The sequence below is a fragment of the Geotalea sp. SG265 genome, from assembly GCF_022808985.1.
Classification (GTDB): Bacteria; Desulfobacterota; Desulfuromonadia; order Geobacterales; family Geobacteraceae; genus Geotalea.
The window spans coordinates 96,063-117,585 of the sequence record NZ_JAKZFT010000007.1; the positions used below are offsets into that span (position 1 = coordinate 96,063).

The 21,523-nt window shown below is 58.0% G+C and carries 19 protein-coding genes; 5 read left to right on the plus strand and 14 right to left on the minus strand.

The annotated features are described in order from the left end of the window. Nucleotides 1-83 precede the first annotated feature (83 nt). The 3 genes from ML541_RS10425 to ML541_RS10435 all read right to left on the minus strand — a co-directional run bounded on the left by ML541_RS10425 (nucleotide 84) and on the right by ML541_RS10435 (nucleotide 2,814). A complete protein-coding gene (locus tag ML541_RS10425) occupies nucleotides 84-1,379 on the minus strand; it encodes a pitrilysin family protein (RefSeq protein ID WP_243372766.1) in 1,296 nt (431 codons plus the stop codon). A 33-nt stretch (nucleotides 1,380-1,412) separates the two neighbouring features. Further along, nucleotides 1,413-1,868: a YqaA family protein gene (locus tag ML541_RS10430; RefSeq protein WP_243372768.1), complete on the minus strand. Its 456-nt coding sequence runs from the start codon at nucleotides 1,866-1,868 to the stop codon at nucleotides 1,413-1,415. Nucleotides 1,869-2,034: 166 nt separating this feature from the next. Next, nucleotides 2,035-2,814: a DNA-binding protein gene (locus tag ML541_RS10435; protein ID WP_243372770.1), complete on the minus strand. Its 780-nt coding sequence runs from the start codon at nucleotides 2,812-2,814 to the stop codon at nucleotides 2,035-2,037. Nucleotides 2,815-3,225: 411 nt separating this feature from the next. On the opposite strand from ML541_RS10435, the gene aroF reads away from it, so the two are divergent. Further along, complete coding sequence (aroF, locus tag ML541_RS10440; protein WP_243372772.1) at nucleotides 3,226-4,245, plus strand: 3-deoxy-7-phosphoheptulonate synthase; 1,020 nt, start codon at nucleotides 3,226-3,228, stop codon at nucleotides 4,243-4,245. Nucleotides 4,246-4,378: 133 nt separating this feature from the next. Next, on the plus strand, nucleotides 4,379-4,858 hold the full coding sequence (locus ML541_RS10445; RefSeq protein WP_243372773.1) for a hypothetical protein: 480 nt from the start codon (nucleotides 4,379-4,381) through the stop codon (nucleotides 4,856-4,858). Between the two features lie 6 nt (nucleotides 4,859-4,864). On the opposite strand, the gene ML541_RS10450 is transcribed toward ML541_RS10445, so the two are convergent. Then, a complete protein-coding gene (locus ML541_RS10450) occupies nucleotides 4,865-6,301 on the minus strand; it encodes a hybrid sensor histidine kinase/response regulator (protein WP_243372774.1) in 1,437 nt (478 codons plus the stop codon). A 137-nt stretch (nucleotides 6,302-6,438) separates the two neighbouring features. On the opposite strand from ML541_RS10450, the gene ML541_RS10455 reads away from it, so the two are divergent. From ML541_RS10455 to hslO, 3 genes are read left to right on the plus strand one after another with little or no spacing between them, the layout of a single operon-like run. Further along, nucleotides 6,439-8,811 (plus strand): U32 family peptidase, encoded by a 2,373-nt coding sequence (locus tag ML541_RS10455; protein ID WP_243372775.1) that lies wholly within the window; start codon nucleotides 6,439-6,441, stop codon nucleotides 8,809-8,811. 33 nt (nucleotides 8,812-8,844) lie between these two features. Next, a complete protein-coding gene (locus ML541_RS10460) occupies nucleotides 8,845-9,378 on the plus strand; it encodes a hypothetical protein (protein WP_243372776.1) in 534 nt (177 codons plus the stop codon). Continuing rightward, nucleotides 9,375-10,250: an Hsp33 family molecular chaperone HslO gene (hslO, locus tag ML541_RS10465; protein ID WP_243372778.1), complete on the plus strand. Its 876-nt coding sequence runs from the start codon at nucleotides 9,375-9,377 to the stop codon at nucleotides 10,248-10,250. The genes ML541_RS10460 and hslO overlap by 4 nt, the downstream gene beginning before the upstream one ends. A 53-nt stretch (nucleotides 10,251-10,303) precedes the next feature. Here hslO and ML541_RS10470 read toward each other — a convergent pair whose 3' ends face one another. The 10 genes from ML541_RS10470 to ML541_RS10515 form a co-directional block, all read right to left on the minus strand. After that, nucleotides 10,304-10,525, minus strand: coding sequence for a hypothetical protein (locus ML541_RS10470; protein ID WP_243372779.1), 222 nt, complete (start codon nucleotides 10,523-10,525; stop codon nucleotides 10,304-10,306). A gap of 72 nt (nucleotides 10,526-10,597) precedes the next feature. Continuing rightward, nucleotides 10,598-12,931, minus strand: a complete 2,334-nt coding sequence (locus ML541_RS10475) for a nitric-oxide reductase large subunit (RefSeq protein WP_243372780.1) — start codon at nucleotides 12,929-12,931, stop codon at nucleotides 10,598-10,600. A 56-nt stretch (nucleotides 12,932-12,987) separates the two neighbouring features. Then, complete coding sequence (locus tag ML541_RS10480; RefSeq protein WP_243372782.1) at nucleotides 12,988-13,488, minus strand: DUF2127 domain-containing protein; 501 nt, start codon at nucleotides 13,486-13,488, stop codon at nucleotides 12,988-12,990. 89 nt (nucleotides 13,489-13,577) lie between these two features. After that, nucleotides 13,578-13,814, minus strand: coding sequence for a hypothetical protein (locus ML541_RS10485; RefSeq protein WP_243372785.1), 237 nt, complete (start codon nucleotides 13,812-13,814; stop codon nucleotides 13,578-13,580). 52 nt (nucleotides 13,815-13,866) lie between these two features. After that, nucleotides 13,867-14,886 (minus strand): uroporphyrinogen decarboxylase, encoded by a 1,020-nt coding sequence (hemE, locus tag ML541_RS10490; protein ID WP_243372787.1) that lies wholly within the window; start codon nucleotides 14,884-14,886, stop codon nucleotides 13,867-13,869. A 166-nt stretch (nucleotides 14,887-15,052) separates the two neighbouring features. Continuing rightward, a complete protein-coding gene (locus ML541_RS10495) occupies nucleotides 15,053-16,120 on the minus strand; it encodes a radical SAM protein (RefSeq protein WP_243372789.1) in 1,068 nt (355 codons plus the stop codon). 99 nt (nucleotides 16,121-16,219) lie between these two features. Further along, entirely contained in the window at nucleotides 16,220-16,975 is a 756-nt protein-coding gene (locus ML541_RS10500; RefSeq protein ID WP_243372791.1) for an ABC transporter permease, read from the minus strand. Nucleotides 16,976-16,984: 9 nt separating this feature from the next. After that, nucleotides 16,985-17,911, minus strand: coding sequence for an ABC transporter ATP-binding protein (locus tag ML541_RS10505; protein ID WP_243372901.1), 927 nt, complete (start codon nucleotides 17,909-17,911; stop codon nucleotides 16,985-16,987). Then, complete coding sequence (locus tag ML541_RS10510; protein ID WP_243372793.1) at nucleotides 17,911-20,064, minus strand: ATP-binding protein; 2,154 nt, start codon at nucleotides 20,062-20,064, stop codon at nucleotides 17,911-17,913. The genes ML541_RS10505 and ML541_RS10510 overlap by 1 nt, the downstream gene beginning before the upstream one ends. Beyond that, on the minus strand, nucleotides 20,061-21,521 hold the full coding sequence (locus ML541_RS10515; protein ID WP_243372795.1) for a PAS domain-containing sensor histidine kinase: 1,461 nt from the start codon (nucleotides 21,519-21,521) through the stop codon (nucleotides 20,061-20,063). Before ML541_RS10515 ends, ML541_RS10510 begins: the two co-directional genes overlap by 4 nt. Nucleotides 21,522-21,523 lie beyond the last annotated feature (2 nt).

A 21,523-nucleotide genomic window follows, 5' to 3' on the forward strand; every position in this document is an offset into this window, starting at 1 on the left:
TTTTTTTATGCGCTGCCGCGGCTGCGGAAGAGGGTGACAGCGCCACAGAAGCTAACGACGTCGCGGCAGCCTGCCGACCCAGATTATTTCAGCCACTCCCGTTCGTAATCGGTCAGCATGCCTTCCACCTGGCGCTTGAGCGTCGCTTTCCACGGGCCAACGACCACCAGGTTGAGATTATACGGCGCAAAAAGGGCCGCAGCGGTTTCCTTCAGCTGGTTCGCATCGATTGCCGCGGCCTCGGCTCGATCCTCTTCCAGCTCCCGGACGATATCCATCAATTCACCCCAGCCATAGCGGACCTGCATCTCATAGGTGGAGTCACGGCTGTACTCCAGGTCGAAGAAATAACCCTCCTTGACCCGCTTGAGCTCGTCCTCCCTAATGGCCTCAACTGCAAGCCTTTTCACCTGGCCGAGGATTTCCCGCACCGCCAGCGGCAGATTTTCCGGAGCTGTGGCAAGCTCGATGCCGAAGAAGCCAGTTTCGTCGTAGGCGGAAATGGATGCATCCACCGAGTAGACGATCCCCAGTTTCTCCCGCAAAAGGAGGTGCAGCCGTGAACTCCCCCCCCCGCAGAGGATCCGGCGGATGAGCCTGGTGGCCATGATTCGCCCATCGGGGCGGGCAAAGCCGCGGAAGGCGATCTGCAGGTTGACCTGACTGTCCGCATCCTTGACGAAGAGAGACTGCGGGCATTGTTGTTCCGCTGTCACCGGCACAGGTGGAGGGGGGCACGGGCCGGACCAGCCGGCAAAGGCACGTTCGCAGGCCGCAAAGACACGGGCTGCCTCGATATCCCCGGCAATGACGACGACGCTGTTGGCCGGCACGTAAAAAGCAGCCAGATGGCGGTGCAGGTCCTCTTCGGTGATGGCCGCAATTGTCTCCAGATAACCGATGGTCGGCATCCCCAGAGGGTGCCCCGGCCACATCATCTTGCTCGACAGGTTGCTGGGATTGGTCTCTTCCCCCCGGTCGTTGATATCCTCCAACGCCTCCTCGGTAATGATCCGTTTCTCCACCTCGATTCCCGGCAAGGTGGGACGGAGCAGCATGGAAGCAAACAGGCCGAGCCCCTGTTCCACGTGGCGGGGATGGACACGGGAGAAATAGCAGGTGCTCTCCTCGTCCGTGGCCGCATTGACGGAACCGCCTATGGCATCGAAGGCCACCTCCAGGTCTATGCCCGCAGGGTAATCCGCGTTGCCACGAAAGAGCATGTGTTCGACAAAGTGGGCTAGCCCCGCCTGCCGGGGGGGATCGTTGCGACCACCGACACGCACATAAACGGCTATTTCAACGCTGTGCAGGTGCGACATCTCCACAGCCACCACCCGCAAGCCGTTGGCCAGAACCTTTTTATGACGGGTTATCATGTAACCTCCGGTGAATTCAGGCCTTTAACCCGTTTATGTCAACAGGTGGGTGCTCCCCAGCGTCAGCCATGCTACTGCTGCATAACGACACAGCTTGCCGAAGAGGACCAGAAGGGAAAATCTGGCAAAACCGACCCGCAACAGGCCCCCTGCCAGACAGAGGGGATCGCCGACGACCGGCAGCCAGGAAAAAAGCAGCGACCAGGATCCGTAGCGCCGGTACAATTCCTTTGCCCGCTCCTCGGCGGAATCATCAATCCGCAACACCCGGCGGATCAGCCATGGACCTCCGTAGATGCCCAGCCAATAGGTGGTGCAGGCACCCAGCAGATTGCCGATGGTAGCGACTGCCACCGTGGCAACCGGATCCCGATGACTGATGAGCATAAGCGCCAATAGCCATTCGGAGCCCAGCGGGATAAGGGTCGAAGCGAGGAAACTGAGCAGGAAAAGGGCCGGATAACCATGGCTTAGGAGCATCTCGTGCACCCGGGAAAGGTAGCGGAAAGGGGGCCGATTGTCAAAGGGTTTGGACGGTTTTCTCCAGGCGCAGCACCAGTGTCACCGGCCGTCCCTATAAATATACCGCTCCTTCCCCATCGGGACGAAAAAAGCCCCCTGCAGTGAGGGGGCTTTTCGTCTTGAATAGGCACAGTTACTGGATTTCCAGCTCCGCTTTCTCCATGATCACATCGTATCGGTAGCCGCCACCGAAGTCCTTGTTCTTGTAGAGGACCCCTTTGGCAGTGACCACCTCGCCGATGACCGGCAGCGCCTTGGAGGTGACCACCAGGTTGTGGGTTCCCTTCTTCTGTTCGCCGCTGCCGTCCTGGAGATGAATCCAGTTCTTGCCCATGATGTTGGCGGAAACCCGTACCACCTTGCCTCTGACGACGACGTTTTTCTTGTCCAGCTTGTCCTTCAGCCTGTAGAGGTCAGCTACCGTATAGGCATTGGCCCCCGTCGCCTTTTTCACTTTGATCTTCCCTTCGGCAGCAGCTACCGCCCCCTTGCTGCCGGGGGATTTCTTCGCTCCCTTTTTCCCCCCTTTCCCTTCAGCTACTAGCCCTTGGGAGAAAATGATCTTGTCGAAGGTCCGGTTCAGTGCCTTGCTAGACAGGTTCGTCATCTCCATGCCCGGTTGGAAGGTCAGGTGCGCTCCCAGCTCGATTTCGGTCTGGGGGATTGCCAGCCAGACCTTCTTGCCGTCAGCCTGCTTCAACAGCACATAGGTGTACCCCCCCCCGTTCATGGTCTGCATTACCTTGCCCGACAGGGGAACTTCCTTCGGCTTCGCGGCATCCTTGGGCTTTTCAGCCGAGGTACGGGCCGATGACATGGCCGGATGCACCGGCTTCTGCCCCTCTTCTGCCTGCCCGAAAGCCGGCATGAGCGAAATGAGGACTGCAGCGGCAACGATCAACTGCTGTTTCATGGAATTCTCCTTGGTGGTGGGATATCCTCGCGGATGCGTCACTATACCATGATCGTCATGGAAAGACGCAGGAAAAAGAAGCGATTTTACCGGAGCGGCTCGGTCATCAGCTCTTTTTCCCATTTGCAAATAAAAATGGTTGACAGGACCGAAAGGTTTAGCAATTATAGCAGCATGTTCAAAACCAGCTACTTTACCTTCTTCAACTTTTATTTTTGGTGCGGCTTTTTCTTTAGGCCGTCTGCCCGGGGTAGAGGTTCGAATTAGGCGAGAGCTGTAAACGCTGCTAATAAAAACCGAAAGCCGAGGGTGGACAGGAGACCACCCCCGGCTTTTTTCGTTGCAGTACCAATTGTCAAAGGCCGGGGTGATCCTCCGGCCTTTTTGTTTTCGGGGAAAAGGAGAGGGAAAATGATTATCGTCATGAAATCGGGAGCCGTAAAAAAGGACAAGGAGGAAGTATTGCAGCGGGTCAGGGAGTTGGGTTATCAGCCCCATGTCATCCACGGATCGACCCGCGATGTGATCGGGGCGGTCGGTGACGAAAGGGGGAAAGCAGTGCTTCAGTCAATCGAATCCATGCATGGGGTGGAGAGCGTCGTCCCCATCCTGCAGCCGTACAAACTTGCTTCGAAGGAGGTAAAGAGAGAGACCAGCATCATTCCCATCACCGACACCCTCAGCATCGGCGGCAAGGAAATGGTGGTCATGGCCGGACCATGTTCGGTGGAAACCGAGGAGCAGATCATCGCCTCAGCCATGGCAGTCAAGGAAGCGGGAGCCCAGGTGCTGCGCGGCGGCGCCTTCAAGCCCCGCACCTCGCCTTACTCTTTCCAAGGGCTGGAAGAGGAAGGGCTGAAACTGCTGGCAAAGGCCAGGGAACTGACCGGCCTGCCGGTGGTCACCGAGGTGGTGAACCCGGAAACCGCCGACCTGGTCGCGGAATATGCCGACATCCTGCAGATCGGCGCCCGCAACGCTCAGAATTTTGCCCTGCTTAAAAAGGTCGGGCAGCTCACCAAGCCGGTGCTCCTCAAACGAGGCATGTCCATGACCATCCAGGAATTCCTCATGAGCGCCGAGTACATCCTCAGCGAGGGAAATCAGAAGGTCATCCTCTGCGAGCGGGGCATCCGCACCTTCGAAACGGCAACCCGCAACACCCTCGACCTCTCGGCCATTCCGGTCCTTAAGGAGAAGACCCATCTGCCGGTCATTGCCGATCCATCCCACGGCACTGGACACTACCAGTATGTGGCCCCCATGGCCTTCGCCGCCGTTGCCGCCGGTGCAGATGGTCTGATCGTCGAGGTGCATCCCGACCCGGAGCATGCCTCCTCCGACGGACCACAGTCGCTCAAGCCGAAGAAGTTCGCCGGCATGATGACCCGGCTGAAGCGGTTCGCTGAAGCCTCAGACCGGCTGCTTTAAAAAATGTCGGTAGTCGGCAGGCGGCGGAGCTATTTCTCGCCTGACCGCCGTCTTCCGTCCGCCGACCTTTTTCTCCTTGCCCTGAGCTCCCCATTCTTCTATTATTGGCAAAACTTCACCGAGGAGGGTGCCCATGCGTCCATTGGTCCTTCTGTCTGCAGTGCTGTTTGTCCTTATCAGCCTCACTCCCGCTCCGGCAAAGACCCCTTATCTCTCTGCCGATGAACTGCAGGGGGAGGCGCAACGGGGATTCGGAGAGATTCTCGATCTCTGGCGCGATGGTCGCTATGACCTCCTTTACGACAGGACCATCGCCGGCGGCAAGGGGAGTAAGGAACAGTTCGCCCGAAAGCTTGCCGCAGCAGGGAAAAAACCGGCCTGCTGCTGGGAAAAGATGCAGGAAGTGAAGGTTTCGGTAAAGAACGACTACACCGTGACGCTTAAGGCAAAGGTGGGCATGGAAGGGGAGGGGGCCGGTACCGATTATGTGACCCGGTCGTTTCGGCTGCAAAAGGAGGATGGCGTCTGGTGCATATCCCAGTCCGACATCTTCTCCCTGGCGGGTGAACGGAAGAAAAAACACAGCAAGAGCAAAAAACGTACTGACCAATAAGTGTGATCAGCCTGCCTTCGGTAAGCTGATATAGAAGGTGCTCCCCTTTCCCATTTCGCTCTTCACCCAGACCCGCCCCCCATGGGCGGTAACGATCTCCCGCACCAGCGCCAGGCCGAGGCCGGTGCCACCCAGGTGGCGCCGGTCCGAGTTGTCGATGCGGTAAAACTTCTCGAAGATCTTCTCCTGCAGTTCGACGGGAATGCCGCAGCCCTCGTCCTTCACCCGCATGACCACCTGGTCACCCGCCGTTTCAGCGCCGACCGTTACCCGTGTCTCTACCGGAGAATACTTGAGCCCGTTGGAGATGACATTGGTCAGGGCTTGATGAAGGCGCGCCTCATCCCCCTGGACCGGCGGCAGATCCGGAGGGCACTCCATGACCAGCCGACTGCCGCCGGCATCCAGGGCAAAGAGTCCGGCCGCATCCCTGATGAGCATGCAGACATCCACCGGCCGCATGCGATAGGTGGTCATGCGGGCATTGATCTGCTGCAGGTCGAGAAAGTTGCCGATCAGGTCCTTGAGGCGTTCCGTTTCCTTGTGGATGGTATTCAGGTAATTCCTCAACTGGAGCGGATCCACCTCGTTTTCCAGCAGGTATTCGGTGAAACCGAGCATGGCGGTCAGGGGGGTGCGCATCTCGTGGCTCACAGCAGAGATCATCTCATCCTTCATCTGCTCGATCTCTTTGCGCTCGCTGATATCCACCCCTATCTGCAGCCTCACCAGTTTGCCGTCGGGCCAGTAAACAGCCTTGTCGATACATTGATACCACCTGCCGGAAACCGGGTTCTGATACTCCCAGACGTGCGGGGACCGTGGCTCGCCGTTCCGGACCAGGGTCTCACTGCTGCACTGGGACTGGTTGTAGTTCAATACCTCATAGCTTTTTTTCCCCTGCCACTCTTCCCCCACCAGCAGCGCTCCGAAGCGGTTCATGAACAGAAGCTCGTGACTAACCATATCGGCCACGGAAACGACGGCGTTCATGGAATCGAAAATGGTGGTGATCTGCCGGAACTGGTTGTTCAAGGCTTCTTCCGCCTCCCGTCGCCGTCTCCTTTCGTCCGCTTCACGTAATTCCCGCTGGATAGCAGGCACCAGCCGTGACAGATTGCCTTTCATGACGTAATCCCCGGCCCCCGCCTTCATGGCGGCAACGGCCAAGTCCTCGCCGATCTTGCCTGAGACGATGATAAAGGGGAGGTCCGCGCCGCTCTCCTTCAGTATTGCCAGGGCTTCAAGGGCGTTGAATCCCGGCATGCGGTAATCGGACAGGATGAAATGCCACTCCCCCTGCGCCAAAGCCTTACGGAAGGCCTCCGCCGTATCGACCCGTTCATGATAGGCAACCAAGCCGTTTCGTTTCAGCTCATGGAGCAGCAGTGCGGCATCGTCTTCCGAATCCTCCAGTATCAGCATGCGGAGCTGCTCCGACATACCTCTCCCTCCTCCACATTCCAACGAAAAGATAACCATCAGGGCCCTTTACAGGGTATCAAATTTCCCCTTCATTACAATCCCGGCCACGGTTCATTGAACTTGACGCATGTTCCCCCTTCGGGTAGTCTAACCCGATGCCTTACGGATACAAGACAAGGAAAACACCGGAGCTGCTTTCTCCCGCCGGTTCCCTGGAGGCCTTTTTCGCCGCCATGGAACGGGGAGCCGATGCCGTCTATGCAGGCCTGCAGGATTTTTCCGCCCGGGCCAAGGCGAAGAACTTCTCCCTTTCCCAGATGGAACGTATGCTCGCCTATGCCCACGGCATGGGGCGCAGGATTTACGTCACCATCAACACTTTGATCAAGGAAGAGGAACTGCCCCGGTTAATCGAAGTGCTTGCCGCCCTGGAGGCAATGCGGGTCGACGGGGTCATCCTCCAGGACATGGCCACGGCCCGGCTGATCCGGAACTTTTTCCCCGGCATCCCGCTCCACGCCTCGACGCAGATGACCATTCACAACTCGTTGGGAGTGAAACAGCTGGAAAAGCTCGGGTTTCAGCGAGTGGTGCTGGCCCGGGAGCTGCACCTGGACGAGATTAAGGCCATTGCCGCTGCCACTACCGCCGAAATCGAATGCTTCATCCATGGAGCCCTCTGTTTTTCCTTTTCCGGCCAATGCTATTTTTCCTCCTTCCTCGGCGGCCACAGCGGCAACCGCGGCCGTTGCGCCCAGCCTTGCCGGCGCCAGTACACCTACCGCGGCAAAGAGGGCTACTACTTCTCCACCAATGATTTCTCCAGCATCGACCTTTTGCCGCAACTGATCGAGGCAGGGGTATCGTCCCTGAAGATCGAGGGGAGGATGAAGTCGGCCGAATATGTGGCCAGTGTCGTCGGCGCTTACCGTCAAGTGCTCGACGCACCGGAACGGAAGCGGTCCGAGGCGGTGGCGGCGGCCAAGGAGCTGCTGAAACTCTCCTTTGGCCGGGTCCCCACCAAGGGCTTCCTCGCCTCCCATCAGCCGACCGATATTGCCACCCCTTCTCTGAAGGGGGCGACCGGACGCTTCCTTGGCGCCATCAAGGCCATCCAGGGCAACCGCATCGTCTTTGACACCAGGGACCGGCTGCACGTTGGGGACCGGATTCGCGTCCAGCCAAAAAGCGACATGGCCGGTCGCGCCTTCACCATCAAGGAACTGTACCTGGGAAAGCAACAGGTGAAGCAGGCCCGGGAGAAAACCGTTGTGGCAACGCCATCCCCCTTTCCCTTCAAGATGGGGGATTCGGTCTTCAAGGTCTCCTCGGAAACCGCCTTTACCATGAGCGAAAGCGCCTGTCTGAAGAAGCTCGACACTGCCAGGGGGGACAAGCTGCCGTGCCGGCTGCACCTTGAACTGGTGGCGGACACCCTGCGGATCGAAGCGGCGGTCGGCGGGAGAACGGAACGTTTTGAGTTTATCCTGGGCACGCTGGAATCGGGACGGACCACCGACATGGAAGGGGTGCTGGCAGCCCAGTTCGGCAGAACCGGCGATACCCCTTTCACCCTCACTTCGCTCGCCGCGCCCGGGTTCCCCGCCGTACTCATCCCCCCGGCCAGACTGAAAGAGATCCGGCGAGAATTCTACCGGCGGCTGGAAGAAAAGATTGCCGGCGACCTGAAGGAGAAGGTGCGCAGCCATCGACAGGCGGCACTGCAGACCCTTGTGGGAAAAAAACCGATAAAAGCTGCCGGCCGGGAGGAGCTTTCCCTCCACCTTGACCACATCCGCGACTACCACCTACTTCACCAGAGTGGCATCGACGGCATCATCCTCCCCATATCCCGGGTAAACCTGCATCAGGCCCCCCTTTTCATCCGCAAGTTAAGGGGCCGGGAAGAGCAGGTCATCTGGCAGCTTCCCTTTATCATCTTCGAAGGAGAGATCCCCTTTTTCCGGGAAGCGATCGGCACCCTGACCAGCCTGGGGTTCCGCCGGTTTGAGGCGACCAATCTCTCCCATTTCGAGCTGCTAGCTGGGCTCGACGTGGAGCTGTCTACCGATTACCGGCTGTTCTCCCTCAACAGCCAGGCGCTCCTGGCGTGGCAGGAACTGGGTGCCACCGCCGCCACCCTCTATATCGAGGACGACGCCGAGAACATGGCGGCGCTCCTGGCTGCAGACCTCCCGATCAAGCGGCGCATCATCGCCTATGGCAGCGTTCCGGTCATTACCTCGAAAATCCGCATCAAGGATGTGCGCAACGACGTTCCGGTTCTTTCCGACCGCCACGACGGCTACCGGGTGACGGCCCGGGACGGGCTGACCGTCGTCACACCCACCGTGATGTTTTCCCTGACCCCATATAAGGGTAAACTGAAAGAAATTGGCTGCAGCTCGTTCATTCTCGATCTTTCCCAGACGGCCCCTGCAGAATTCGGGACGATCATCACTGCTTTCGGCAGGGGAGGGACTTTGGAGGGGACCTCCGATTTCAACTTCAGCCGTGGACTGGTATGATCTTCCAGTACGGCATCTTATCTAGAGGTGAACATGAGCATCTTGGACCTGTTGAAAAATCCGGTATTGCTGGAACTGATCAAGGATCAGCATCTCAAGGAAGTCGTCACCCGCCGGGAAGTGCGGGTCAGCCAGGACTACTTTCACCGGGAACTGATCGCCCGGGCCATTGACGAGGAGATTCACGAGCTGTCCATGAAGTTCGGCGACGGCTACGGCGAGATCAGCGGCAAGGTGAAGAAAAAGCTCATTCCCTTCAGCATCCCTTTTTCTGCCCGGTTTGCCATCGAGCGAGTCCATTTCACGCCGCAGGAAAAGATGATTTTTCTTAAGGTCGAGGAGGTCAAGCCGGTGGATATGGATTTCGTCACCCGTAGGGTGGTTGAAAAGATACCCTTCCTCTCCTACAGTGACGGCATCATCGCCTGCGACCTGACCCAGGTTCCCGAGCTGCAGAAGTTCTTTGCCTATAACATCAACGGCATCAAGGTCTGTGATTTTCTCACCGTTAAGGAGCTGCTCTTCAGGGAAGGGGAGCTGATCGGCCGCCTGGGGTTGTGCCTGTGAACGATTATCTGATACGAATCATCAGCAAGAACGGCAAGATTCGTGGCCTTGCCTGCGTCACCACCGGCCTGGTCAACGAACTTTGCCGGCGCCACGATACCTGGCCGACAGCCTCGGCAGCGCTGGGACGTGCCCTGACCGGGGGAGCGCTGCTCGGCGCCCTCCTGAAAACGGGGCAACGGGTGGCATTGAAATTTGAGGGCAACGGATCGCTGCAGAAGATCCTCGTGGAGGGGGACAGCAACGGTACGGTGCGCGGCTGTGTCGGCAATCCCCACGTGCATCTGCCGGAAAAAAACGGCAAGCTCGATGTGGCCGGCGCCCTGGGTCGTGCGGGGTTTCTCACCGTCACTAAGGACCTGGGGCTCAAGGAACCCTATCGGGGAACCGTCCAGCTTTTGTCCAGCGAGATTGCCGAGGATATCGCCCTCTACCTGACCGAATCGGAACAAATACCCTCCGCCGTAGGCCTCGGCGTCTATGTGGAAACGGATAACACGGTCGCTGCTGCCGGAGGGTTTCTTATCCAGGCCCTCCCACCGGCAGATGATGCCGCGATTGACTCCCTTATGGAGACTATCGCCGCAATGCCCCCCATCAGCCAGTTGCTGCGGAACGGCAGCTCCCCGGAAGACCTGCTGGCCCTGCTCTTCAAGGATATTCCCCATGACGTTCTGGAAAGGCGCCCCCTTGCCTTCGCCTGCTCCTGCAACCGGGAAAAGATCGAGCGGGTGCTTCTCTCTCTGGGGCGACAGGAACTCTCAGCTCTGATGGAGCAGCAAGAGCAGGTGACGGTCAACTGCGAATTCTGCCGCGAGCACTACCTCTTCGACCGCCAGGCACTGGAGGCGCTGCTGCAGGAACTCCCATGACAGCAAAGGCCTGCCGATTGCTCGACAGGCCTTGACCAGTCCGTGTCCGGTTACTACTTCGCTGCAGCGATCAGCTGTCGTGCCCGGTCACCCTGATTGGGGAACAGGTCGGGAGGAACGTTTTCCCGGCCCAATGCCTTGCATACCAAGTATCGCGCGCAGCCGCTGCTGTCTTCCTTGCAATACCTGAGCTTGATGACACCGGCGGTCGATGGCATGCTGCCCATCTTGTCGTTGAAGAAGACACATTTTTCCAGCAGTTCACAGTCTTTCATGGAATATCCCCTCTTTCTCCGTGACTTTTTTACTGCAGTTATTGGAGCATTGTTACATGACAAGGGGGCATTTTATTCCTTTAATTTTAAGTTTTCAACCTGCTTTTCCGCCAGCCTGGTAAACTCCTCCTCTTCCAGCCATTCGCGCACTCCCGGTCTTTTCCGATTGCCAAACATCCGCACCGCCAGATAGACGACCGGCAGGATGCCACCGACTATGAAGAGGGCATCGCCGGGAAAACGGAGCCACTCGAAGACCCGGACCAGCGGCTGCCGGAAAAATTCCGGGTCCCTGGCATGCCAGTAGGAGTAGGTGAGGGCATCATTGAGCTGGAGGACCCCGACGGGAAAGAGGTTGATGAAGAGCATCCAGGCCAGGCCTATGTTCATGCTCCAGAAAGCCGATGCCATGGCCAGTTCGCTGGCCCGGTCCCGGGGAATGAAGTAGCGGGCGACGAACATGAAAAAACCCATGGCCAACATGCCGTATACCCCCATGAGCGCACCATGGCCATGATTGGCCGTCCATTGGGTGCCGATTTCATAGTAGCTGACAATGGGCAGGTTGATGAGGAAGCCGAAGACCCCGGCGCCTAGGAAGTTCCAGAAGCCGACGGCAATGAGGAACATGACCGCCCATTTGTGGGGGAAGCGGCTGCTGGGAGTGGCGAACATGGAAGCCCCACCCCCTGCGGACCCGAGCTGCATGAAGCGCCACGCCTCGTAGGTAAGAAGGACCAGGGGAATGACCTCCATGGCCGAGAAAAAAGCCCCCAACGCCATGTGCACAGCGGGAGCGCCGCTGAAATAGAGGTGATGCATGGTGCCGATGACGCCGCCGATGGAATAGAGGATGATGTCCACATAGATGATGATATTGGCCGTTCTGGCCCGCACCACTCCCAAAAGGACGAAGATATAGGCAACCATGATGGTGGTGAAGAGTTCTAGAAAATCCTCCACCCACAGATGCACCACCCAAAAGCGCCAGAAATCGATGACCGCAAAATTGGCATTCTTGCCGAAGGCCATGCCAACGGCATAGAAAAGCGGAATGGAGAGGGCGCTGTAGAGAAAGAGCCAGGGCATGTTGCCGGGATGCTCCTCGGGCAATCTCTCCTTGAGTCCCCGCACCAGGATTACCAGCCAGAGGACCATTCCCACCGTCAGGAGCAGCTGCCACAACCGCCCCAGATCTAGGTATTCCCACCCTTGCGAGCCGATCCAGAACCAGGGCCCGCTAAGGCCGATGTAATTCTTGATGCTGGCCGCCTCGCCCACCAGGCTGCCTATCACCACCAGCACCAGCGCCCCGAAGAGGAGTAGGGCCAGCTTCTCCTGATGCCTCGGCTCGCGGCGGACGATCATCGGTGCGAGAAAAATTCCCATGGCGAGAAAACTGGAGGCGACGAAAAAGAGGGCAAGTTGCACGTGCCACATGCGCGACAGGTTGTAGGGAAGCCACTGGTCGAGTTTAAGGCCGAAAAATCCCTCCGGCTCCACGTGGTAATGGGCATTGACCCCGCCGAGCAGTCCCTGGCATAAGAACAGGCCCGCCACCACCAGGAAATACCAGGCCGTTGCCCGCTGGGCCGGTGTCAGCCTGACCTCCTCCGGCAGAATGAACCGGCGCTTGGGCAATTGCTCTTCACCATGCCAGCCGAGCCACTTGTAGCGGCCAAAGAGAAAGAGAACGACCCCTGTTCCCCCCAAAAGCGCCGCCAGGCTGAGAACGCTCCAGAGCAGGGCCTGGGCGGTCGGCTCGTTGCCGGCCAGCGGCTCGGCCGGCCAGTTGTTGGTATAGGAATAGGGGGCATCGGGGCGCAAAGCAGCACTGGTCCACGTCGCCCAGGAAAAGAAGGCAACCAGCCTCCTGATTTCGCCCTCATTGGTTATGGCCGGCCGGCGCAGACCGTTGCCGCTCCCCGCCGTACCGAACCATTGGCGGTAATGATCCGCCATGATCCTGAAGGCATGCTCCTGCCCCGGGGTATACTTCAAGGTTCCCGAACCGGCATCGTAGAGGTTGGACTTCAGTTCCCGGCGCACCCGCTCGGTAGCTTCGGCCTGGGTAAGCCCTTGCCCCTGGTAGAAGGCCGCCATCTCCGTCCCTTCCCGGTGCAGGTATTGGGCGGTGAAATCCGGCCCCAGATAGGCGCCATGGCCATAGATGGTCCCGTACTGCATGAGCCCGTATTTCTGGAATACCTGTTGACCGCCGATGATGTCGTCACCGGTAAAGAGGATGCTGCCGTCGGCAGCCACCACCTGGTGGGGGAGGGGAGGGTGATCGGTACTGATGCGCAAGGCCAGGTACCCAAGGACGGCGAACCCGAGAAGAAAAGTAACGATGGCAACCTGCAGCCATAGGGGAGAAAGGAGCATCTTCTTGCCTGACGTTTCCATGGCACCCCCGTCGGATAGCAATACATGAATCAATACTAATCAAGTAGCTGGGGTTGTCAACGCTCGCCGCTCTGCATCCCTTGCCGGCGCACCACCACCAGCCAGAGGACGATAAAGATGTTCAGGGCTAACATGAGAAATTTCAGGAGAGATCGAGAGAGGGTGAGTTCATAGATTTCTATCGGCAGATAAATACAGCCGGTAAGGATACCGAACCACACGGCCCACAGCTGCTGGTGCCACAGGCCGTAGGCTTCGATGAATCTGATGACGGCATAGGCCATGGCCGAAGCAGCCAACAACCACAGCTTGGTATCGTTGACCGACGCCACTGCATCTAGGAATACTCGGGGGAGATGGCTGGCGGGATTCAGGTGCACGGCGCGGACCATCTCTTCGGCAACCGCCTGCACGTCGCGATGGATCAGGGCGAGCAGGCCGAAACCGGCAAGAATGACCAGAAGCCCCTTGGCTGCCTCAAGGACGGCCACGGCCCTGGCACCAGCCCTGCCGCCGTGAATGCGGCCTCCTGTTTTTTCATGCTTTCTTTCGCTCAACCGCGCACCGCCTGACCCTTGTGTAGAAAGGAAAAGGCGGGATGTAACCCCGCCTTTCCTGAAGCATGACCTCTAAAGCAAGAAACGAGTTAATCCTTGCCTTTGTGTTTCCTCTTGTGGTCGTTATCCTTGAAGTGCCCCTTATGCTTGCCATGGTCCTTCTTATCCTTGATGATGACCGTTTCCTTCTCAACCACCCGCACATGGGGCGCCGGAATGCGGGGAGCGGGCACTCCCACGTTAACGCTGACATCAACATTTCCGGCAAATGCAATTCCGGTCACCAGTAAAATCCCGGCAGCAACCATACCTGTTCTTTTCAGCATAGCTTTCTCCTTTTGTTTGTCTATGCCCTGCAGCAGGCAGGACCCTTGCGTCCTATTTTTGCGAGAGCCGGTGCACGCACTCAACCATGTGGATGGCGTTTTCCGGCGGCACTGTCGGCAGAATGCCATGTCCCAGGTTGAAGATGTGGCCGGGGCGATCAGCATTCTCATCCAGCACCCGCTTTACCTCTTTTTCTATGACCTCCTTCGGTGCAAAGAGGACGGTGGGATCAAGGTTGCCCTGGACGGCCATGGTCCCGAGGATATCGCGGGCCTTGCCCAGGTTTATGTGCCAGTCGAGCCCCATGACATCGCCACCCGCCTGCTTGACGATATCGAGCATGGTACCGGCCCCCTTGACGAAATGAATGACCGGCACATTCTGACGATTCAGGCCGTTGATCAGCTTTGTTGTATAGGGGAGGACGAATTTTTCGTAGTCTGCGGGGGAAAGAACGCCCCCCCAGGTGTCGAAGATCTGGATCGCCTGGGCGCCCGCCTTGATCTGGGCGTTGAGGTACTCCATGTCCATCATGGTCACCTTTTCCATGAGGGCGGCATAGACCTCGGGGGCGGCATACATCATCCGCTTCATCATTGCCCAATCCTTGGAGCCCTTCCCTTCCACCATGTAGCAGGCGAGGGTGAATGGAGCGCCGCCGAAACCTATCAGTGGCACCTTGTTGGCCAGTTCCCGCCGGAGAATCTTGATGGTCTCCAGGACATATGGTACGTCCTGCTCCATTTGGGGAATACGCAGTTTCTCCACGTCGGCCATGGTGCGGATCGGATGTTCGAATACCGGGCCGGGAACAAAGTCCAGGGCCATGCCCATGGGCTCCACCGGGGTGAGGATATCGGAAAAGAGAATGGCGGCATCGACCCCGAGAACATCCACCGGTTGAATACTCACTTCGGCGGCCAGCTCCGGAGTCTTGCACAATTCCAGGAAAGTGCACTTGCTGCGCACCCTCATGTAATCGGGCAGGTAACGCCCGGCCTGACGCATGAGCCACACCGGTGTCCGATCAACGGGCTTGCCCCAGCAGGCATCGAGAAAACGTGTATTCATGTAAGTCCCTCCTCAGGAATGGGTATTGAATTTAGTCTTTAAACTTACCGGCAGTGGATTTTGCGGCAAGCTCGGTGGCGCCAAGGAAGAGCGCGGAGGCGTGGCAGCGCCACGTCGCACAAGCGATGACGCAGGCAACGCCGAGATTGCCCAAAAGCCGCAGCCGTTACTTCTGCTGAAGGCGTATGGGCACGTAGTTGCAGAACGGTTCCTCTTCCATGTAATCCCCATGCACCGCATCCGCCCTCGCCCGGCACCCCCCGCAGACGTTGAGATACTCGCACTGGCCGCACTTCCCCTTGTACTCCTTGAAATTGCGCAGGTCCTTGAAGATCGGGGAGTTTTCCCATATCTCCCGGAAAGGTGTCTCCTTGACGTTGCCGGCAGTGCGGTGGAAATAGGAGCAGGGCTTGACGTTGCCGAAGCAGTCGATGAGGCAGATGGTCTGGGCGGCGATGCACCCCTTGCCGCCGCCGGTGGAAAAGGTCAGGCTGCGGCGCTCGAACTTCGCCCCCTCCGCCTTGGCCTTCTGGGGGACAATGCGATAGTAGTGGGGAGCACAGGTGGGCCGCATGAGGATGTCGTCTTCCATCTTCTCCTGCCGGTAATGCCAGTCCAGGATTTCCTCGTAGTCCTCCTTGGAGATGAGCTCGTTCATGATCTCCTCGCCGCGGCCGGTGGGGACGATCATGAACATATACCAGGCAGTGGCGCCGAGGGATTTGGCCACCTTGAAGGTATTGGCGATATCATGCTGGTTGCGCTTGGTAAAGGATGAATTGATGAGGAACTTCTGGCCATGCTTGCGGAACAGTTCCGCTGCCCTGACGACACCGTCGAAGGCGCCGGGGCACTGGCGGAAATTATCATGGACGGCCGCGGTTGAACCGTCCAGGGAGAGGGAGACCATCTTGATCTCCGCCTCTTTCATCTTTTCGCAGATTTCGTCGGTCACCAGGGCGCCGTTAGTCGCCATGCACATGCGCAGACCGAGCGACGTGCCGTAGCCGGCCAACTCAAAGATATCCTTGCGCATGAGGGGCTCGCCGCCGGAAAGGACCACAACCGGCTTGGAAAAGTCGGCGATTTCCTTTAACAGCGTCTTTCCTTCCTCGGTGGTAAAGTCCCCCTCGGACGAGGTCAGGTCCGACGAGCAGCGGCAGTGGACACATTTCAGGTTGCATTTCTGGGTGGTTTCCCAGGCAATCCATTTGGGGATAAATTCTTCGGCCATACATTCTCCTGAAGAGGGTCAAGATCGTCGAGCCCTCTGCTTATAAGCACACCGTGTGAATTTACTATGAACGATGGTTAAAACTCAAGAAGATTCGCCTTATTCGGACATCTTGCGGGTAAAGGTAACGGCGGCCACGGCGAAGGTAACGGCGGCGCTTGCCAGCAGAACGACGAGGAAACGCCAGTTAAGGGTGCCGTGCAGCAGGGCCTGCCGCGCCCCCTCGAAGATGGCGGTGGTGGGAAGCATGCCGATCAGTGGTTGGATGGCTGCGGGATAGGAAGAGAGGGGAAAAAAAATGCCGGCCATGAAAATGAGCGGCACGATGATTACCGACTCGACCCGGCCGATATTCTCCGGTTTGTCGATGGTGGTGCCGCAGATGGTGCCGAGACAGGAGAAGATCATGGAGCCCAGGGCAATATAGATGAGGTAGGCGGTCAGATTGGCGTAGTCCATGCGAAAGGGGGTGAGGATGAAGATGACCACCGCCACCGCCATGCCTTTGATCGCCCCTTGGCAGAAGCCGGAAAAGATCTTGCCGACGACGATGTCGTAGACGGTTATGGGGGTGACCCGGTATTCCTCGATGGTGTGCTGCACCCGGCGGTGGAACCACATGCTCCAGGCACTTTCGGTGAAAGCTGCATTGACGGCGGTCATGGAGATGAGCCCCGGAGCGATGAAGAGCGGGTAGGGGATTCCTTCCACATCGGCAATATAACCCTTGAGGCCGAAGCCGAAGGCCAGGTAGAGGGTGAGGGGGTAGGCGGTCACGGCAACGAGCTCGGAAAAAATACTCCGGCGCATGACCAGCATGTCCCGTCTCCAGATTGACAATCCTCCTCTGAACATCGCCCCCCCTTATTCCCGTATGGTGCGCCCCGTCAGCTCCAGAAAGACATCCTCCAGGGTCGGCTCCTGCAGGCAAATCTTGCGCACGTCGCTGCTCCCCAGGCTGTCCATCAGTGGCTTCAAGCTCTCCTCGCCGGTCAGCACCAGGCGAAAGGCGTTGCCGCTCCGCTCCAGGGACTCGACAAAGGGGAGGCTGCGAAGGATCTCCTCGTAACGGTCGCTGTGGTTGCGGAATTCCACCTCGTAGATATGTGCCTGGGAAAGGGCGTCCTTAAGTGCGGAAGCAGTTCCATCCACCAGTGCCTTGCCGTGGTCCATGATCATGATGCGGTCGCAGAAAGTATCCGCCTCGTCCATGTAATGGGTGGTAAGGAAGATGGTCATGCGGCTGCGCAGGGTCTGGATATGGTCCCAGAGCACACGCCGCGACTGGGGATCGAGCCCGGTGGTCGGCTCGTCCAGGAAGAGCACCTGGGGGTCGTGGACCAGTGCCCTGGCCACCACCAGGCGCCGTTGCATGCCTCCGGAAAAGGTGTCGGGAAAGTCGCTCTGCCGGTTTGCCAGCCCGATCAGGTCCAGCAGGCGGTCGATGCGCGGGTTGTAGTGCTGGGGAGACAACCCGTGCATCCGGGCATGAAACACCAGGTTTTCCCGGGCGGTCAGGTAGCGGTCCAGGTTGTTCTCCTGGGGGACGACGCCGATCAGACGGCGGACCTGTTTTCCGTGAGTGAGGACGCTGTGCCCTTCGATGAAGGCGTCACCGCTGCTGGGACGCATGAGGGTGGTGAGGATCTTGATCAGGGTCGTTTTACCGGCGCCGTTGGGACCCAGCAGGGCAAAGATGATCCCCCGCTCCACCTGCAGTGAAAAATCGTCCACGGCAGTGAACGAACCGTAGGTTTTGGTCACGGATTGTAGGGAAACTGCCGGTTCTATCATTCGTTGTCCATGGGAAAGAGCAGGGTGAAGGTGCTGCCGCTCATGTCCTGCCTCTGGCTGACCCAGACGAGCCCGCCGTGGCTGTCCATGACGCCGCGCACGATGGAAAGGCCGAGTCCGGTCCCCTTCGACATGAAATCGGAGGTGCCGGAAGAATGATAGGCGATATCCCCCACGCCGTAAAATTTTTCGAAGATTCTCACCTGCTCCTCGGCCGGAATACCAATGCCGTTGTCAATCACGTTGAGACGGTAAAAATGGCTCCCGTTTAGGTTTTTCGGGAACTTGCGGTAGAAGGGGGCAATGGTCCTGGATTGGGAGATGATTTCCTTTTTTTCCACGACTTCACCCCGGATCTGAACCTGGCCGCCGTCCGGAGTAAATTTTATCGCATTTTCCAGGAGGTTTCTAACGGCCAGGCTGACAAGGCTTTCATCGACAGGAACTTCGTCCTCGCCCCCTTCGAAATTGACGGCGATCTCGCGTCCGGTCAGGGAGAGGCTGAGATTCCCGTAGACCTCCTTGCAGAGCACCAGCAGGCGGAGGGGCTTTTTGTGGGGTATGATCTCCTTCGCCTCGATGCGGGAGATGGAGAGGAGATTCTCCACCAGGCACCGCAGCTGGCTGATTCCCTCGTAGACCGAAACCAGGATGTTTTCCTGTTCCGGAGTCATCTGCAGTCCGCTGTATTTGAGCAGGAATTGAACCCCCCCCATTATGGAAGTAATGGGAGTCTTCAGCTCGTGGGAGGCCATGCCGATGAAGTTGTTCTTGGCCACGTTGAGCCGGTCCAGCTCAATATTGGCTCGTTTCACTTCGAGCAGGTTCTCCTTAAGGGCCTTGCGGCTCCTTTGCAGCTCCGCAGCCTTTTCCCGCATCTGATCATAGAGGGTATAGTTCTCAATAAGGACTGCCAGCTGATTCGCTATCAGGGTGAGCAGGAATACCTCCCGGTCCGAATAGGATTTCCTGGCGCTGGAGGCGACCATCATCACCCCGATTACGTCGTTGCCTATTTTGAGCGGGATGGTGCACCAGGCGGAAATGCCCGCATTGGTGACGGCTCCAGCCATATCCGGCGGTAGGAGCCGTGCCGGCGTCCTGGCCTTGGCAATCCGGCCTTTGAGCATGCTTTTTACCCAGGGAAGGTCAACAGGGAGGCTCTTCAGTCCCTTTTCCAGCTCCTGGTCCAGTCCGAGAGAGGCGGTCAGCCGCAGTTCTTTATTGCGCAAGGTATGAATGGAGGAGAACTCAATGCGCAGCATGTTGTGCAGCTGAAAAAGAAGCTCTTCCATTATTTTTTCCAGGCTTTGCTTGGTGTTCAACCTGAAGGCAATGGCATAGAGGGTCAAAAGCTCCCGGTCGATGACCCTTTTTTCCTCCTCCATCCGTTTGCGTTTGGTAATGTCCCTGATGATGAAGACAATACCGACCGGTCCGTTTTCCACCATGTTCATGGGATAACTGGCAACGCTGTACCAGCCGGTCAGCAGGGGGAAAACGACATCCTCTTCGGCAGCGGCATGAAACTTATGGGGAAAGAGAAAGGCCCGTGAGGTTATGGACTCGTCGCCGTAAAACAATTTGCCGATATTACGGCCGAGAATCGCAGTATAGGTGCAGCTGAAATAGGAAATGACCCGCCTGTTGCAGCGGATGATCTTACCCTCCGTATCGGTGATGAGGATCAGGTCCGAAACAGCATCAAAGACTGCCTCCCACTGCATCTTGCCCCTGCGGATATCTTCCTGGGCGGTACGGTGCTTCCGCCGTTCGGCCGCCTCCCGCAGCTCCCGGTCCACAGCAGGGACGAGCCGGGAAAGGTTGTCCTTCATCAGATAGTCGTGGGCGCCAGATTTCATGGCGGCAATGGCCAGATCCTCGCCGATTTTTCCGGAGACGATGATGAAGGGAAGATCGTGTCCGCTCTCATGGAGGATTTCGAGAGCGGCAAGGGCGTCAAACTGGGGCATGTTGTAGTCGGAAATGACCAGATCCCACTGTTGTTCAGCAAGGGCGCGACCCATGTCCGCTGCCGTCTCCACCCTTTGCCACGCCGGTTGGAACCCCCCGGCCTTCAATACCCTGAGCAACAGCAGCACATCTTCTTCCGAATCCTCCACCATGAGGATTCTCACAGGTCGTGTCATTTGCCCACCCCGGACAGTGTAAAATAAAAAGTTGCGCCCGCCTCGGGAGCGCTTTCGGCCCAGATTCTGCCCCCATGCCTGGCAACGATTCTCTTTACCGTGGCCAGACCGACCCCGGTGCCCTCGAACTCTTCAGCCCGGTGCAACCGCTGAAAGGGAACAAAGAGCTTGTCGGCATACTGCATATTGAAGCCGGCGCCGTTATCCCGCACATAGTAGACCTCTTCCCCCTTATCCCGGTAGCTGCCGAATTCTATGGCAGCGTCATCCTTCCTGGCCGTGTACTTCCAGGCATTGTCCAGGAGATTTTCCAGAGCAACCCGAAGTAGCCGGGGGTCACAAGTGGCGGTGACATTGTCCGCCACCTGCCACGTCACAGTGCGGTCCGGCTGGCTCTGCTCCAGGTCGAGCAGAATGAGGGTCGCGATCCTGCTCAGATCGGTCGTCTGCCGGTTCAGTTCCGACCGATTGACCCGGGACAACTCCAGCAGGTCGTCGATGAGCTGGGACATGCGCTGACTGGCCTTTTTCAGACGCAGCAGGTGGCCTCGCCCCTCTTCATCGAGCCGGTCCTGGTAGTCCTCCAAAAGCACCTGGCTGAAACCCTCGATGTGGCGGAGAGGTGCCCTGAGGTCGTGGGAGACGGAGTAACTGAAGGACTCCAGTTCCTTGTTGGCCTCCTCCAGTTGGGCGGTCCGTTCCAGGACCCGCTGCTCCAGCTCCGCATTTAGCATGCGGTACCGTTCTTCAGAGTCAACGAGCGCTTGTTCCGCTTCCTTCCCCCTCGTTATGTCGAACATGACGCCCCGCAGTTTCACAGGCCGGCCATTCTCGGTAATCACGGTAACAACGTCACGCAACCAGAGATATCTGCCGTCAGCGCCCCGGAACCGATAAACAAGCTCGTGATTCTCCCCCCTTTCCGTTGCCGAGAGGCAGGCGGAGCGCGCCAGATTACGGTCTTCGGGGTGAATATGCTTTTCCCAGAAGGTATTGGTTTTCAACCAATCCCCCACCGGGTAACCGAGCAGCGTTTCCGACCTCTTGCTGACGAAGGTGAAATAGAAAGAGCTGAAATCGATCTCCCAGACGATTCCATCAATGGAATCCACCAGCTCCACATAGAGCTGTCTTGAAGCCCGCAGCTCCGCTTCGGTCTTTTGTTGTTCGCGTATCTGCCGGCGGAGTTCTTCCTCTGTCGCTGCCAATTCCCGGTTACGCTGCTTAACGGCAGTTTCGGAGTGAATGAGCAGAAGCATATTGCGCTTGACGAGCAGATAGAGCATCAAGCCGGTGGCCGCCACAAAGAGCCATCCCTTGTAAATGGAAACAACTTTTACGGTGCCGACATCATCTACCAGGTAGGCGAGAAGTTCATCGGAGAAAAAAATCCAGGTAGCCCCCACCAGGATGTAGATAACCGTGATCTTCAACGACATGACGAAAGCACGTTCCATAT

Coding starts and splice junctions, on each gene's coding strand:
- ML541_RS10425 (WP_243372766.1), bottom strand. CDS start 1,379: ATGATAACCCGTCATAAAAAGGTTCTGGCCAACGGCTTGCGGGTGGTG.
- ML541_RS10435 (WP_243372770.1), bottom strand. CDS start 2,814: ATGAAACAGCAGTTGATCGTTGCCGCTGCAGTCCTCATTTCGCTCATG.
- aroF (WP_243372772.1), top strand. CDS start 3,226: ATGATTATCGTCATGAAATCGGGAGCCGTAAAAAAGGACAAGGAGGAA.
- ML541_RS10445 (WP_243372773.1), top strand. CDS start 4,379: ATGCGTCCATTGGTCCTTCTGTCTGCAGTGCTGTTTGTCCTTATCAGC.
- ML541_RS10450 (WP_243372774.1), bottom strand. CDS start 6,301: ATGTCGGAGCAGCTCCGCATGCTGATACTGGAGGATTCGGAAGACGAT.
- ML541_RS10455 (WP_243372775.1), top strand. CDS start 6,439: ATGCCTTACGGATACAAGACAAGGAAAACACCGGAGCTGCTTTCTCCC.
- ML541_RS10460 (WP_243372776.1), top strand. CDS start 8,845: ATGAGCATCTTGGACCTGTTGAAAAATCCGGTATTGCTGGAACTGATC.
- ML541_RS10470 (WP_243372779.1), bottom strand. CDS start 10,525: ATGAAAGACTGTGAACTGCTGGAAAAATGTGTCTTCTTCAACGACAAG.
- ML541_RS10475 (WP_243372780.1), bottom strand. CDS start 12,931: ATGGAAACGTCAGGCAAGAAGATGCTCCTTTCTCCCCTATGGCTGCAG.
- ML541_RS10485 (WP_243372785.1), bottom strand. CDS start 13,814: ATGCTGAAAAGAACAGGTATGGTTGCTGCCGGGATTTTACTGGTGACC.
- hemE (WP_243372787.1), bottom strand. CDS start 14,886: ATGAATACACGTTTTCTCGATGCCTGCTGGGGCAAGCCCGTTGATCGG.
- ML541_RS10495 (WP_243372789.1), bottom strand. CDS start 16,120: ATGGCCGAAGAATTTATCCCCAAATGGATTGCCTGGGAAACCACCCAG.
- ML541_RS10500 (WP_243372791.1), bottom strand. CDS start 16,975: ATGTTCAGAGGAGGATTGTCAATCTGGAGACGGGACATGCTGGTCATG.
- ML541_RS10510 (WP_243372793.1), bottom strand. CDS start 20,064: ATGACACGACCTGTGAGAATCCTCATGGTGGAGGATTCGGAAGAAGAT.
- ML541_RS10515 (WP_243372795.1), bottom strand. CDS start 21,521: ATGGAACGTGCTTTCGTCATGTCGTTGAAGATCACGGTTATCTACATC.